Source organism: Pseudomonas sp. GOM6 (assembly GCF_029537485.1).
In the GTDB taxonomy this organism is placed as follows: Bacteria; Pseudomonadota; Gammaproteobacteria; order Pseudomonadales; family Pseudomonadaceae; genus Aquipseudomonas.
Map to the genome: position 1 here is coordinate 307,279 of NZ_JARPUS010000002.1, position 14,510 is coordinate 321,788.

A 14,510-nucleotide genomic window follows, 5' to 3' on the forward strand; every position below is an offset into this window, starting at 1 on the left:
ACATGTTCAACACTTCACGCCTGACCCTTGCCGCAGTACTGGTTGCCTTGGTGACAGGCTGTGCCTCGCAGAACCCTTATGACGCCCAGGCCGGCGGCCAGAGCGGTGGCATGAGCAAAACTGCCAAATATGGCGGCCTGGGCGCGCTGGCGGGCGCCGTGGCCGGCGCGGCGATCAACCATGACAACCGGGGCAAGGGCGCGCTGATTGGCGCCGCAGTCGCGGGTGCCGCGGGTGCCGGCTACGGCTATTACGTCGACAAGCAGGAAGAAGAGCTACGCCGCAGCATGCAGGGCACTGGTGTGGAAGTGCAGCGCCAGGGCGACAACATCCAGCTGATCATGCCCGGCAACATTACCTTTGCCACCGATTCCGCGGACATCGCCAGCAGCTTCTATGCACCGCTGAACAACCTGGCCGCGTCCTTCCGCCAGTACAACCAGAACAGTATCGAGATCGTCGGTCACACCGACAGCACCGGCAGCCATGCTTACAACATGAGCCTCTCGCAGCGTCGTGCGCAGAGCGTGGCCAACTATCTGTCGGCTCAGGGCGTCGATGCTTCGCGCCTGAGCACCCGCGGCGCCGGCCCGGATCAGCCGGTGGCCAGCAACGCCACGGCCGATGGTCGTGCACAGAACCGTCGGGTGGAAGTCACCCTGCGCCCACTGCCCGGCGCGCAGTACTGAGTTAGAGGCTCCAAACCAAAGGCTCCGCAAGGGGCCTTTGGCGTTTCTGGGGCTCTCCGCACTTTTTGTGGCGATTGCGAGCAGGTGTGCCGGCAAGAGGGCGCGCCGCCGCTGTGACAATAGCCCGTATGCGGCTTGGGGCTGTCGTGCCGTTGTTCAGCCCGGGAACTGTCGGTGCAGCTCAGCCAGCTGGGCATCCTTGGCCTGCCACAACTGGTTGACCCACTGCTGAAACTGCAGGCGGTAGGTTTCATCCTGGTCGTAGTTCTTGCCGATGAATTCGGCGGGAATGGCCATCTTCTCGAAACGCACCACGACCTCACCGAGGCGCCCGCAGAGCAGGTCCCAGAAACCGGGGTTGCCGCCCGGGTAGTGGATAGTGACATTGACCAGCGCGTCCAGCTGCTCGCCCATGGCATCCAGGACGAAGGCGATGCCGCCGGCCTTGGGTTTGAGCAGATGCTGGAAGGGCGATTGCTGCTGCGCATGCTTCTGCGGCGTCAGGCGCGTGCCTTCGAGGAAGTTGAACACTGACACCGGGTTGCTCTTGTAGCGCTCGCAAGCCTTGCGCGTGGTGGCCAGGTCCTGGCCGCGCTTCTCCGGATGCTTGGCCAGGTAGTCCTTGCTGTAGCGCTTCATGAAGGGGAATTCGAGCGCCCACCAGCACAGGCCGATCACCGGCACCCAGATCAGCTCCTGCTTGAGGAAGAACTTGAGCAGCGGCATGCGTCGGTTGAGCAGGTACTGCAGCACCAGGATGTCGACCCAGCTCTGGTGGTTGCTGGTCACCAGGTAGGAGTGGCGCATATCCAGACCCTGAATGCCTTCGACATCCCACTGGGTTTTGCGGGCCAGACGCATCCAGAACTTATTGATGTCGATCCAGGCTTCGGCGATGCCGTGCATGACGAAGCGCAGCGCGCGTTGGGCGCTGGGAAATGGCAGCAGCAGCTTGAGCAGGGCAGTGAGGAACAGTGGCCAGCACATGACCAGCGTGTTGAGGGCCAGCAGCAGGGCGCTGATGATGCCGCGCAGCGGGGCAGGCAGAAAGTGCAGCATGGGCTCGGACAGCTCCAGGTCTGGGGGCTTATGGTCTGCCCCGTGGTTTGGGATACCTGCAGCACTCCCTGCGGCAAGCGGCTCCGGCGCAAAGGTTAACGCTTGTACACTGAACGGCAAGTGTCATGACCGACTCGGCGGTCAGCTCCGTCGTCCATGCCTGGCCGAGCGCGGCGGATTCTAGCCTAGTTGCCACTGCGGCGAGGCATCTGCAGGGGCAACTGTCCCGAGTTGGGTCTGGCTTGCACCGATCGCAGCAGCGAGCACATGCAGGAGGAAGGCTCTTTGTGGGAGCGGCTTTAGCCGCGATGCCTTTGAGCGGCGCTCATCGCGGCTAAAGCCGCTCCTACTCAAGCCTGGCGCAACCTGTAGGAGGGGCCTTGGCCGCGACTGTCTGTGCTGCCTGGGTCGCGGCCAAGACCCCTCCTACATAAGACCCGACTCAGCCTTTGGCGGCGGCCTGAATCGCGGTCAGGGCGATGGTGTAGACGATGTCGTCCACCAGCGCGCCGCGCGACAGGTCGTTCACCGGCTTGCGCAGGCCCTGCAGCATGGGGCCGACGCTGACGCAGTCGGCGCTGCGCTGCACGGCCTTGTAGGTGGTGTTGCCGGTGTTCAGGTCGGGGAAGATGAACACCGTGGCACGGCCGGCCACCGGACTGTTGGGCGCCTTCTGCAAGCCGACGCTGGCGATGGCGGCGGCGTCGTATTGCAATGGGCCATCCACCAGCATGGCCGGGTTGGCTTCGCGGGCCAGGCGGGTGGCCTCGCGGACTTTCTCCACTTCGGCGCCGCTGCCGGAGTCGCCGGTCGAATAGCTGATCATCGCCACCCGCGCCGGTACGCCGAAGGCTTCCGCCGAGGCCGCGCTCTGCCGGGCAATCTCGGCCAGCTCGGCGGCATTGGGTTCCGGGTTCACCGCGCAGTCGCCATACACCAGCACCTGTTCGGGCAGGAGCATGAAAAACACCGAGGACACCAGGTTGTAGCCCGGTGCGGTCTTGATCAGCTGCAGGGCGGGGCGGATGGTGTTGGCGGTGGTGTGGATGGCGCCGGAGACCAGACCGTCGACCTCATCCAAAGCCAGCATCATGGTACCCAGCACTACGGTGTCTTCCAGCTGGGCCAGGGCCATCGGGGCGTTGAGGCCCTTGCCCTTGCGCAGCTCGACCATGGGCTCGACATAGCGCTCGCGGATCAGGTCCGGGTCGAGGATTTCCAGGCCGGCCGGCAGTTCGATGCCCTGGGACTTGGCGACGCTCTGCACCTCTTCCGGTTTGGCCAGCAGCACGCAGCGGGCGATGCCGCGCGCCTGGCAGATGGCCGCGGCCTGCACGGTGCGCGGCTCGCTGCCCTCCGGCAGGACGATGCGCTTGTTCGCCGCCAGGGCTCGGCGCACCAGCTGGTAGCGGAACGCCGGCGGCGACAGGCGCAACTCACGCGGGGCGCCGCAGCGCAGCTTGAGCCAGTCCAAGTCGAGATGCCCAGCGACGAACTCGGTGACTTTTTCCGCGCGCTCGCGGTCGTCCACCGGGATTTCCTTGTTCATCCGGTTGAGGTTGGTCGCCGTGTCGTAGGAGCCGGTGCTGACGCTGAGCACCGGCAGGCCGCCCTGCAGGGCGCCCTGACATAGTTCGAGGATGCGCGGGTCCGGCGGGAAATCGCTGCACAGCAGCAGGCCAGCCAGTGGCACACCGTTCATCGCGGCCAGGCTGGTGGCGAGGATGATGTCGTCGCGATCACCCGGGGTGACCACCAGTACGCCGGGCTTGAGCAGGGCGACGGTATTGGGCACGGCGCGCGCGCAGAGCACGATCTTCTGTACACGACGCTGCTCGTAGTCACCGGCGTTGATCACCCGAGCGTTGAGCAGGTCGGCTACGTCGCGGGTGCGCGGGGCGTTCAGCTCGTCCTGCCAGGGAATGCAGCCGAGCAGGCGGAAGCTGTCACCACGCAGCAGCGGCGACAGCTGGCCGAGCTGCTCGGTGAAGGCTTCGATGCCTTGCGGGTGGCGCACCTTGTTGAGGATCACGCCGACCACCTTGGGGTCTTGAGGACCGCCGAACAGCTGCGCCTGGATCTCGATACGGTCGGATAGCTCGGTGAGGTTTTCGCTTTCCTCGCCTTCCGGGGCGGACACCAGCAGCACGTCGGCATCCAGGCTCTTGGCCAGGTGCACGTTGACCCGCGCCGCGTAGCTGGCGTGGCGGGTCGGCACCATGCCTTCGACGATCAATACGTCCATGCCCTCGGCAGCCTGCTGGTGCAGGCTGATGATTTCTTCCAGCAGCTCGTCCAGCTGGCCATCGCCGAGCATGCGTTCGACCTGGGCCAGCGGCAATGGCTTGGGTGGGGTCAGGCCGTGAGTGCGGGCGATCAGTTCGCTGGAGCGTTCCGGGCCCTCGTCGCCCTGATGCGGCTGGGCGATCGGCTTGAAGAAGCCGACCTTGAGCCCGGCGCGTTGCAGGGCGCGAACCAGGCCCAGGCTGATGGAGGTGAGACCGACACCGAAGCCGGTGGGGGCGATGAAGAAGGTATGCATGGGCTGTCCTTGATGAAATCAGGCGCTGAGCAGGGCCAGAGTGTCGAGGGCGATCTGCCGCTCCTCGTTGGTCGGTACCACCAGCACACGCGGGTGTCCCGGGGCGTGAATATTGCCTGCCACGCCGCGGATGCAGCGGGCGTTGGCGTCCTGGTCGAGGGCAAGCTTGAACAGCTTCAGGTGACTCACCGTCTTGCTGCGGATCAACGGCGAGTTCTCGCCGATGCCGCCGGTGAAGATCAGACCGTCCAGCTGCGGCAGGGCGCAGCTCATGGCGGCCAGGGATTTGGCCAGGCGGTAGCAGAACACCTCGATGGCCAGGGTGGCGCCGGGGTGGCCCTGCTCGCGGGCCTGTTCCAGGCTGCGCATGTCGTTGGACAGGCCGGACAGGCCGAGCAGGCCGCTGTCCTTGTTGAGCATGGCGTCGATCTGCTCCAGGCTCCAGCCCAGGGTGCGGGCCAGGTGGCCGTGCAGGTTGGGGTCGACATCGCCGCTGCGGGTGCCCATCACCAGGCCCTCCAGCGGGGTTAGGCCCATGCTGGTGTCGCGGCTCTGGCCATCGACGATGGCGCAGGTGGAGCAGCCGTTGCCCAGGTGCGCCGAGAGCCAGCTGCTTCCGGTGTAGTCCAGCCCGGCCATTTCAGCGGCGAGCTGACTGACGTAGCGGTGGCTGGTGCCGTGGAAGCCATAGCGGCGCACACCGTGCTCGCGGTACAGCACCTCCGGCACGGCATAGCGGTAGGCGTGCTCGGGCAGGCTCTGATGGAAGGCGGTGTCGAATACCGCCACCTGCGGCAGCTCGGGGAACAGCTTGAGCGCCGCCTCGATGCCCAGCAGGTTGGCCGGGTTGTGCAGCGGTGCCAGCGGCGCGGTGGCACGGATCGCCAGCAGACTTACGGCGTCGATGCGGCAGGCGGCGGTGAACTGCTCGCCACCATGCACGACGCGGTGGCCGATGCCGTGCAGCTGGCCGCCGGTAGCCCGCTGTACCAGGGGCAACAGATGCTGCAGGGCGGTGCGGTGGTCACCACCTTGCAACAGCAGGCTGTCTTTCTCGCCGTTGTGCTGCCAGTGCAACACCGCCTCAGGGCTGCCCAGGCGCTCGGCCAGGCCGCTCAGGGTGAAATGTGCGTGGGCCTCGTTGACCAGGGCGAACTTGATCGAGGAGCTGCCGCAGTTGATGACCAGAATGTTGCGTGCCGACATGACTATTCCTTATCCGTGAGGGGCGCCTGGGCTGCACACCAGCCGCAGGGAAAGGGCTGGCCCAGGTGCTGCTGCCGCTGCTGCGGATCGAGCACCCAGGCGCGATTCTGCCACGGTGGCTGATGGCGCAGGTGCTGCGTATGGCCGCAGGACAATTCGGCCACCCAGTGGCCATCTTCGTCCTGGTGAAAGCCCAGCAGTCGGGGCCGTCTGTCAGGCGCGCGGTCGCATTCGCCGGGCGTGACGGGTAGACTTGGTTCCTTTCCATTCTCCAGCAAAAGGTTCTTCCTCCATGCAGATCGCCGCCAACAAGGCCGTGTCCATCGACTATACCCTCACCAACGATGCCGGCGAGGTAATCGATAGCTCTGCGGGCGGCGCGCCGCTGGTCTACCTGCACGGTGCCGGCAACATCATCGTCGGCCTGGAAAAGGCCCTGGTGGGCAAGCAGGTCGGTGACGAAGTCACCGTGGCCATCGAGCCGGGCGAAGCCTACGGTGAATATAGCGCCGAGCTGGTCGCCACCCTGAACCGCAGCATGTTCGAAGGCGTCGACCAACTGGAAGTGGGCATGCAGTTCCATGCTTCCGGTCCGGATGGCGGCATGCAGATCGTCACCATCCGCGACATCGACGGCGACGACGTGATCGTCGACGGCAACCACCCGCTGGCCGGTCAGCGCCTGAACTTCCAGGTCAAGATCGTCAACGTTCGTGAGGCCAGTGCCGAAGAAGTGGCCCACGGCCATATCCACGGCGAAGGTGGTCACCACCACTGATAGATCACCTGATTGGCGGCCGCGCAATACGACTTATGGTCGTCTCAAATTGCGCAGTGGCTGCTAAGCTCAGGTAACCGAAAAAGGCGCCTACGGGCGCCTTTTTTGTCCGCTGCGGCCTGCTCAAGGAGCTACTCATGAGTGCCTTTCATGATCTCAATTTACGTGCGTTGGACGGCCAGGATCTGCCGCTGGCGCCCTACAAGGGCCAGATAGTGCTGGTCGTTAACGTGGCCTCCAAATGCGGGCTCACCCCGCAATACGCCGGTCTGGAGGCGCTGCACCAGCAGTATCAGGCGCGCGGTTTCACGGTGCTGGGCCTGCCTTGCAATCAGTTCGCCGGCCAGGAGCCGGGCAGCGAGGACGAGATTCGCGAGTTCTGCAGCCTCAACTATGGCGTGACCTTTCCGCTGGGCAGCAAGCTGGACGTCAACGGCCCCGAGCGCCACCCGCTGTACCGCCTGCTGGCGGGCGAGGGCGCCGAGTTCCCCGGGGACATTACCTGGAACTTCGAGAAGTTTCTGGTCGGCCGCGATGGTCGTGTGCTGGCGCGCTTCTCGCCACGTACGGCGCCGGACGATCCCGCCCTGGTGCAAGCCATCGAAAGGGCCCTCGACTAAGCGGCGATTGCGCCAAAGTCCGGTCATCCCCGCCTGCCACCTTGCCCCCTCGGCACCTCGATTGCTTAATCGAGCCATTCTGCCGAGGAGGTAGGCGATGAGCAGTTTCTCACCTGATGATTTTCCTGCCGCAGCTTCACCGGCGGCTTTACGCGCGTTGATCGAGAGCCGCCGAGCGGTGCGCCGCTTTACCGATGAGCCAGTGCCGGAGCAGGTAATCCGCGATAGCCTGGAACTGGCGGTGCTGGCGCCCAACTCCTGCAACCTGCAGCCCTGGAGTTTTCAGGTGGTGCGCGATCCGGCGTTGCTGGCGCGCCTGCATCCGGTCTGCATGAGTCAGAATGCGGCCAAGGCGCCGCTGATTATCGCCGTGCTGGCGCGCCCGGATACCTGGAAGCAGGCCTGCGCCAATATGGTCGAGTACTGGCCGGAGCCGGAGGTGCCGGCTCGCATTCGTCACTTCTACGCCAAGACGGCGCCGTTCCAGTACAACCAGGGGCCGCTGGGCCTGCTCGGTCTGTTCAAGCGTCAACTGGTGCGCCTGCTGGCCCTGCGCAAGCCGCTGATGCGCAAACCCAACAGCAAGGCCGATATGCGCATCTGGGCGGTGAAATCCACGGCGCTGGCGGCCGAGAACCTGATGCTGGCCTTCCAGAGCCACGGTTACGCCACTTGCCCGATGGAGGGCTTCGACGAGGTGCGCCTGCGCCAGGTGCTGGATATTCCGCGTCAGGCCATCCCAATCATGCTGCTGGCGGTCGGGCGCCAGGGCGAGAAGGGCGTGTACAACCCGCGCCTGCGCTTCCCGCTGGAGCAGCACGTCTCCTGGCTCTAGTGCCGCCTGCGCCTCAGGCGCGCTGCGACAGCCAGGCGTGGATCAGCCCGGCCTGGAAGAACGGCACCGGCAGGGCAAAACCCCCTGCGGCGATGATTTCAGCCGTGCGCTGGGGCGACAGTACCCCGACGTCGTTGGCGTAGGCCTGGCGTAGGTGGGCCATGGCCTGCTCCGAAACATCGGCCGCCGCCATCATGTGCATCCAGGCGCGCAGCAGCACCGCGTACTCCGCGGAGCTTACGTCGGCGGCCAGGTCGGAACTGGCAAGCAGGCCACCTGGCTTGAGCCTGGCGGCGATCTCGGCAAAGAAGGTGGAGCGCTCCTGCGGCTCAAGAATGAACTGGGAGACCAGGAAGCAGGTGGCTGCGTCATAGGCCTCGGTCGCCGGTAGCGACTCCAGATAGCCCTCGTGGAAGTTGCAGCGGGAGGCAAAGCCTTCGCTGTCCGCTCGTTGCCGGCATTCGTCGAGCATGGCGGCGGCGGGCTCTACTGCAGTGAAGTGCCAGCCAGGGTTCTTCAGTGCCAAGTGGGCAATTTCCGTCCCGGTCCCAGCACCGACGCAGAGAATGCGCGCATCGACAGGCAACTCGGCGAACTGCGAGTCGAGCAGCAGGTGCAGGCAATGCCGGATCGGCGCCGTCTTCGCCCACTGGCGGTCATAGCTGGCGGCCTGCTGCTGGAAGATTTCCGTGACCTCGTCGCGATGCATGCGCTGCTCCTCAAAAAATGCGGGTTCAGTAACAGCCTACCCTGCGTGTCAAGAGGGGCGGTCACCGTGGGAGCGCGTGCCAGCTTCTTGGTCGCAATCACCGCGATCAATAGTGCTGGGCGAGGCGAGACGACCGGTCATATTCTTGCCAGCATGAACAGCCGCATCCGACTCGACAAGCGTGACCTGATCCTGGCCAAGGGCTCGGACGTGATGACCCGTCGCGGTTACCACGGCACCGGTGTGCTGGAAATCGTCCAGGCCGCCGGCATTCCCAAGGGCAGCTTCTATCACTACTTCGCCAGCAAGGAAGACTTCGCCCTGCAGGCCCTGGACTTCGTCTATCAGCCGCGCCTGGCGCGTTATGCCGAGGCCCTGGGCAATACGGCGCTGAGCCCGCGCGAGCGCATCCTCGGCTATTACCGCGAGCTGCAGCAGCACTTCAGCCGCCAGGAAAAGGCCCAGTACCACTGCTTCATCGGCAGCCTGAGTTTCGAGATGGCCGAGCTGTTGCCGGCCATCGGTGAGCAGGTCGAGAAGATCCAGCAGGCGTCGGTGGACATTCTTCAGGCGTGTCTGGAACAGGCTCAGCAGGCCGGTGAACTGAACGCAGAGGAAGACTGCGCCAACCTGGCCATCTTCATCAGCAATGCCTGGCAAGGCGTGCTGGCGCGGCTCAAGGTCGGCGGCAATATCCAGGTGCTGGATGCCTTCATCGCCCGTTTGCAGCTGCTGCTGCGACCCTGAATTTTTTACATCCATTAATGAGACGACCGGTCATCTGGCCGGCCCAAGGAGACCGCATGAGCGCCCCCGTACAAGCCCTGTTCGAACCCTTCCGCCTGGGTAACCTGGAGCTGCCGACCCGCGTGGTCATGGCACCGATGACCCGTTCTTTCTCGCCGGGCGGCGTGCCCAACGCCAAGGTAGTCGAGTACTACCGTCGTCGCGCTGCGGCCGGCGTCGGTCTGATCGTCACCGAAGGCACCACCGTCGGCCACAAGGCGGCCAACGGTTACCCGAACGTACCGCGCTTCTACGGTGACGACGCCCTGGCCGGCTGGAAGCAGGTGGTCGACGCGGTGCACGCCGAAGGCGGCAAGATCGTTCCGCAGCTATGGCATGTGGGCAATGTGCGCAAGGCGGGTACCGAGCCGGACGCCAGCGTGCCGGGTTATGGCCCGAGCGAGAAGGTCAAGGATGGCAACGTTATCGTCCACGGCATGACCAAGGACGACATTGCCGAGGTCATCGCCGCCTTCGCCCAGGCCGCCCGCGACGCCAAGGCCATCGGCATGGACGGCGTGGAAATCCACGGCGCCCACGGCTACCTGATCGACCAGTTCTTCTGGGAAGGCAGCAACAAGCGCACCGACGAGTACGGTGGCGACCTGGCCCAGCGCTCGCGCTTCGCCATCGAGTTGATCCAGGCCGTGCGTGCCGCCGTTGGCCCGGACTTCCCGATCATCTTCCGCTTCTCGCAGTGGAAGCAGCAGGACTACACCGCGCGCCTGGTGCAGACCCCGGAAGAGCTGGGCGCCTTCCTCAAGCCGTTGAGCGATGCCGGCGTGGACATCTTCCACTGCTCGACCCGCCGCTTCTGGGAGCCGGAGTTCGAAGGCTCCGATCTCAACCTGGCCGGCTGGACCCGCCAGCTCACCGGCAAGCCCACCATCACCGTGGGCAGCGTCGGCCTGGACGGCGAGTTCCTGCAGTTCATGGTCAACACCGACAAGGTGGCGCAGCCGGCCAGCATCGAGAACCTGCTGGAACGCCTGAACAAGCAGGAATTCGACCTGGTGGCCGTCGGCCGCGCCCTGCTGGTCGACCCGGACTGGGCGGTGAAGGTGCGCGACAGCCGCGAGCAGGACATCCTGCCGTTCAGCCGCGAGGCGCTGATGACCCTGGTTTGATGCATTACCCCTGATTCGCTTCGGCGAGTCTTTTCAGCCCCGGCACACCGGGGCTTTTTTTATGTCTGGGCGAGTGGCAAGGGTGGGGTGCAGGCGACCAGCAGATGCTGTTCGAACTGCTCGACGATCGCCGGCCAGCCCTGGCGGCCGGCATGCTGGCGGGCGTTGAGGCGAACCCGGCGCAGGCTTTCGGCATCTTCCAGCAGCCACTGGGCGGCATCGATGAAGGCCTGTTCGTCACCCGGGCTGGCCAGGGCGCCGTTATGCCCGTGACGGATGTGCTGGGCGGCGGCGGCCTGGTCGTAGGCGACCACGGCCAGGCCGGCGGCCAGGGCTTCCAGCACCACGTTGCCGAAGGTTTCGGACAGGCTGGGAAACAGGAACAGGTCGCCGCTGGCATAGTGCTCAGCCAGCTGCTCACCGCGCTGGATGCCGCAGAACACGGCCCCGGGCAGTTCGGCCTGCAGTTGTAGGCGTTGCGGGCCGTCACCCACCAGCACCAGGCGCAGATTGTGTTGTGGGTTCTGCTGTTGCAGGGTGCGGAAGCTGCGCACCAGCAGGGGCAGGTTCTTTTCCGCGGCCAGGCGACCGACATGCAGCACGGCGATATCGGCCTCGCTCAGGCCCCAGGCGGCGCGCAGCTCGGCCGAGCGGCGGCAGGGGTGAAACAGCTGGCCGTCGACCCCGCGCGCAAGCAGTTCCAGGCGCTCGAAACCGCGGCGTTGCAGCTCCATGCGCTGGCTGAGGCTGGGCACCAGGGTCATCCGCGTGCGGTTGTGGAACCAGCGCAGGTAGCCGGTCAGCAGACGGGTCAGCAGGCCCATGCCGTAGTGGCCGGTGTACTGCTGGAAGTTGGTATGGAAGCCGCTGACCACCGGGATGCCCAGGCGCCTTGCTGCCCGCAGGGCAGAGAGGCCCAGCGGGCCTTCGGTGGCGATGTACAGCACATCGGGCCGCCGCTGTTGCCAGCGGCGCAGCAGCTTGTGCAGCGCCGACTGGCCCCACTGCAGACCGGCATAGCCGGGCAGTGGCCAGCCACGGGTCAGCAGCAGCTCGTCATCGGTGTGTGATCGGGCGTCGCCATCCTGTCTTGGACGGATCAGCTGCAGGCGATGGCCACGTTCGCGCAGGCCCTGGCACAGGCGCCCGAGCGTGTTGGCCACGCCGTTGATTTCCGGCGGAAAGGTTTCGCTGACCAGGGCGATATGCAGGGATGTGACATTCATGACGCCAGTCTGCGACGGCGCCATGAAGCCTGGGTGACGTGATTGTTACGGAGCGATGACGCTGCGCTCGCGCACCCAGAACAGCGTGGCGCCGGCCACGGCAGCGGGCATCACCAGGATGTTGACGAAGGGGATCATCAGCGCCAGGTAGGTGGCGCCGCCGAAGCCCAGGCTCTGCCAGCGCTTCTCGCGCAGCCAGGCGAGCATCTCGTTCCAGCCCAGCTTGTTGTTGTCCGCCGGGTAGTCGATGTACTGCACGGCCATCATCCACACGCCGAACAGAATCCACAGCGGCGCGGCAATCAGATTGAGGCCGGGGATGAAGGTGAGGATCAGCAGCGGAATGGCACGCGGCAGGAAGTAGGCGAGCTTGCGCAGTTCGCGGCCGAGGGTGCGCGGCACCATGGCCATCAGCTCGGCCCAGCTGAAGGGCGGGAAATCATCGCGACCGCGCACCACCACTTCCACCTTCTCGGCGAGAAAGCCGTTGAAGGGCGCGGCGATGATGTTGGCCAGCAGGGTGAAGCTGAAGAACATGATCACCAGCACCATGAGCACGAACAGCGGCCAGATGAGGTATTCGAGAAAGCTCAGCCAACTGGGCAGGCTGGGCATGAAGGTGTCGACCCAGCCGCCAAACTGCTGCATGGCCAGGGCGATCAGGCCAATGAACAGCAGCGTGTTGATCGCCAGGGGCAGCAGCACGAACAGGCGTAGGCCTGGGCTGAGGACCAGTTTCAGGCCTTCGCCGAGGTATTGGGGGCCAGACAGGGCGGGTGTGGGCATGGCAGGCGGCTCCGCGCAGTGACAAACGCGCCGACCTTAACCACTTTGCGTGGACGAGGAAAGCAGCCGCGGGTGGAAGAGGTCGACGCGGTTGCGTTCGCGCTTGGCCTCGTACATGGCGCTGTCGGCGGCCTTGATCAAAGCCTCCGGGTTCTGTGCGTGGTCCGGGTAGAGAGCGATGCCGATACTCGGCGTAACAAAGTCGATGCTCAGTGCGCCGATCTGTGCGGCGTTTTGCAGCTCGGCGAGCAGGCGCTCGGCAAGCTTTTGCGCTGCGACGCTGTTGCTGTCCGGCAGCACCAGGGTGAATTCGTCGCCACCCAGGCGATACACCCGGTCCGGTTGCCGTACCGTGCGGCGCAGGCGTTCGGCGATGTCCTGCAGCAGGGCGTCGCCGACATCGTGACCGTAGCGATCGTTGACCTCCTTGAACCGATCCAGGTCCAGATAGAGCAGGGCCAGCCGGCCCTGCTCGCGCTGCGCCTTGTCCAGGGCATGGCGCAGTTGTTCGCTGAAGGCCTTGCGGTTGCCCAGGCCGGTTAGCGAGTCGCGATAGGCCAGATCGAGCAACTGGTTCTGATAGGCCACCTGTTCGCTGATATCGCGCAGGATGCCGCGAAAGCCGGCGAAATGGCCCTGGCTGTCGCGAATCAGCGAGAAGCGCGTTTCATAGTGGCCAAGGCTGCCGTCGCCACGCCGCAAGGGCGCGCTGAAGCGGATCTGTTCGTTATTGGCCAGGGCCAGGGCGAAGTCCTGGCGGGCCCGTTCGGCATCCTCGCGGCTCAGCAACCTTTCGTAGCTTTGGCCAAGCATGGCTTCGGCCGGGTAGTCGAGCAGGTTGCACAGGGCTCTGTTGACGGCCTGTACCTGGCCATCGGGTGCGATCTCGAAATAGCCGTCCTGAATCGCGTCGAGAATTTCGCGGTCGCGCGTCTCGCTTTGCTCCAGGCGTTCGAGCATGCGGTTGACCTCGCAGGCGAGGCGGCCCAGTTCGTCCGTGCCGCGATCCTGCAGGCGCTGCTGGCTGGAGTCCGGGCCAATGGCGGCGATGTCCTGGTGCATGCGCGAGACACGGCGCAGGATGGCGAACTCCAGGCCCAGGTAGATCAGCAGCAAAGCCAGCAGGCTGACACCCGTGGCCTGGGCCAGGAAGATGGCGATGGCCTTGCGGCCTTCATGATAGAGGCGGCGGTCGCGGGTCAGCTCGAACAGCATCTGCGGCTGGCCCAGGCTGTTGCTGAAGCGCAGAAGGATCTGTTGCTGTTCCTCATTCGGCAGGTGGCGCTGGCTCAGTTCCGCGCGATTGAGGCTGAACACCCCGGGGGAGGGGAGTGGGGCCCAGCGCTCGACCGAGTGATCCGCTGCCAGCAGGCGCAGGGTGCCATTGATCTGTTGTTGCAGGTTCTCGCTACGTTCGCCGTCGAGGAAGTGTCCGGCAATCAGGGTGCCGGCGCTGGGTAGGGTGCTCTGGTTGTCCTGGATGCTGCCCATGGCCAGGTTCAGGGGCACGCCCTGTACAGCGATCAACGCGCCATAGAGATCCTCATCGCTTGTCTGTATCAGGCCCCTGGCTTGCTCCAGTATTGCCCGGCGCAGTGCTTCCAGGCTCCTGGGGGGCTGGCCGTCGAGCACGAACATGTCCGTCAGGGTGGGCGGCAACCACTGCTCGGCATGCACGCGCCCCTGCAGGTCGAGGAACACCATGAAGTCGAAGTTCATTTCGCTCAGAGCTTCAGGGTCGGCATTGCGGCGCAGGTAGTCCGGATGCTGGCCGTGCATGAATTCGTAGCTGGTGTCCCACTGTGCATAGCTTTGCACCAGATCGAGATTGCGCCGCAGATTCTGTTCCAACAGGTTCTGCAAACGCACTGCCTCACCCTCCAGCAGCTGTGCGTCCTGGCGGTCGAAGCGGCTGAGAATAAGGCTTTGCGACAGGCCATAGGCAAACAGCAGGGCCAGCACCAGCAATGGGGCGAACAGCCAAAACAGACGTTTGCGCAGGGTCATGCCGGTCGCACCGCTGAGGTGGGAATGTGCCGAGTATAGCCAACGCCCTCAGCCCCCCGGCCGTATAGTGCCGCTCTATCGAGCGGATTGGCATTGGGCATTTTCCAGCTTGCCTCGCACTGGGTAGCCTTGCCGGCAAT

At 65.1% G+C, this 14,510-nt stretch carries 13 protein-coding genes and 1 pseudogene; 6 read left to right on the forward strand and 8 right to left on the reverse strand.

Going from position 1 to position 14,510, the window contains the following annotated elements; translation table 11 throughout:
• The first annotated feature begins 2 nt into the window (after positions 1-2).
• Entirely contained in the window at positions 3-689 is a 687-nt protein-coding gene (locus P7A97_RS03990; protein ID WP_277688646.1) for an OmpA family protein, read from the forward strand.
• A 156-nt stretch (positions 690-845) separates the two neighbouring features.
• Here the strand turns inward: P7A97_RS03990 and P7A97_RS03995 are convergent, their stop codons facing one another.
• The 4 genes and pseudogenes from P7A97_RS03995 to P7A97_RS04010 form a co-directional block, all read right to left on the reverse strand.
• A complete protein-coding gene (locus P7A97_RS03995; protein WP_277688647.1) occupies positions 846-1,748 on the reverse strand; it encodes an acyltransferase in 903 nt (300 codons plus the stop codon).
• Between the two features lie 442 nt (positions 1,749-2,190).
• A complete protein-coding gene (gene pta / locus P7A97_RS04000; protein ID WP_277688648.1) occupies positions 2,191-4,290 on the reverse strand; it encodes a phosphate acetyltransferase in 2,100 nt (699 codons plus the stop codon).
• An 18-nt stretch (positions 4,291-4,308) separates the two neighbouring features.
• Positions 4,309-5,496 (reverse strand): acetate kinase, encoded by a 1,188-nt coding sequence (locus P7A97_RS04005; RefSeq protein ID WP_277688649.1) that lies wholly within the window; start codon positions 5,494-5,496, stop codon positions 4,309-4,311.
• A 2-nt stretch (positions 5,497-5,498) separates the two neighbouring features.
• Positions 5,499-5,820: pseudogene (locus tag P7A97_RS04010) on the reverse strand (DUF3565 domain-containing protein).
• Here P7A97_RS04010 and P7A97_RS04015 point away from each other — a divergent pair.
• The 3 genes from P7A97_RS04015 to P7A97_RS04025 all read left to right on the forward strand — a co-directional run bounded on the left by P7A97_RS04015 (position 5,789) and on the right by P7A97_RS04025 (position 7,729).
• Complete coding sequence (locus P7A97_RS04015; RefSeq protein ID WP_277688650.1) at positions 5,789-6,274, forward strand: peptidylprolyl isomerase; 486 nt, start codon at positions 5,789-5,791, stop codon at positions 6,272-6,274. The pseudogene P7A97_RS04010 and the gene P7A97_RS04015 overlap by 32 nt on opposite strands.
• Positions 6,275-6,411: 137 nt before the next feature.
• Positions 6,412-6,894 (forward strand): glutathione peroxidase, encoded by a 483-nt coding sequence (locus tag P7A97_RS04020; RefSeq protein ID WP_277688651.1) that lies wholly within the window; start codon positions 6,412-6,414, stop codon positions 6,892-6,894.
• 97 nt (positions 6,895-6,991) lie between these two features.
• Positions 6,992-7,729, forward strand: coding sequence for a nitroreductase family protein (locus P7A97_RS04025; protein ID WP_277688652.1), 738 nt, complete (start codon positions 6,992-6,994; stop codon positions 7,727-7,729).
• A 13-nt stretch (positions 7,730-7,742) separates the two neighbouring features.
• Here the strand turns inward: P7A97_RS04025 and P7A97_RS04030 are convergent, their stop codons facing one another.
• Positions 7,743-8,438 carry a class I SAM-dependent methyltransferase gene (locus P7A97_RS04030; protein ID WP_277688653.1) on the reverse strand — a complete coding sequence of 232 codons (696 nt, stop codon included), beginning with the start codon at positions 8,436-8,438 and terminating at the stop codon, positions 7,743-7,745.
• Positions 8,439-8,591: 153 nt separating this feature from the next.
• On the opposite strand from P7A97_RS04030, the gene P7A97_RS04035 reads away from it, so the two are divergent.
• Both P7A97_RS04035 and P7A97_RS04040 read left to right on the forward strand, forming a co-directional pair.
• Positions 8,592-9,185, forward strand: coding sequence for a TetR/AcrR family transcriptional regulator (locus tag P7A97_RS04035; RefSeq protein ID WP_277688654.1), 594 nt, complete (start codon positions 8,592-8,594; stop codon positions 9,183-9,185).
• 56 nt (positions 9,186-9,241) lie between these two features.
• Complete coding sequence (locus P7A97_RS04040; protein ID WP_277688655.1) at positions 9,242-10,351, forward strand: NADH:flavin oxidoreductase; 1,110 nt, start codon at positions 9,242-9,244, stop codon at positions 10,349-10,351.
• A gap of 59 nt (positions 10,352-10,410) precedes the next feature.
• Here P7A97_RS04040 and P7A97_RS04045 read toward each other — a convergent pair whose 3' ends face one another.
• Genes P7A97_RS04045 through P7A97_RS04055 form a run of 3 tightly spaced genes read right to left on the reverse strand, consistent with a single transcriptional unit; the run spans position 10,411 to position 14,370 of the window.
• Positions 10,411-11,601: a glycosyltransferase family 1 protein gene (locus P7A97_RS04045; protein WP_277688656.1), complete on the reverse strand. Its 1,191-nt coding sequence runs from the start codon at positions 11,599-11,601 to the stop codon at positions 10,411-10,413.
• A 21-nt stretch (positions 11,602-11,622) separates the two neighbouring features.
• Positions 11,623-12,363, reverse strand: a complete 741-nt coding sequence (gene cysZ / locus P7A97_RS04050) for a sulfate transporter CysZ (protein ID WP_277688657.1) — start codon at positions 12,361-12,363, stop codon at positions 11,623-11,625.
• A gap of 36 nt (positions 12,364-12,399) precedes the next feature.
• Positions 12,400-14,370 (reverse strand): diguanylate cyclase, encoded by a 1,971-nt coding sequence (locus tag P7A97_RS04055; RefSeq protein ID WP_277688658.1) that lies wholly within the window; start codon positions 14,368-14,370, stop codon positions 12,400-12,402.
• Positions 14,371-14,510 lie beyond the last annotated feature (140 nt).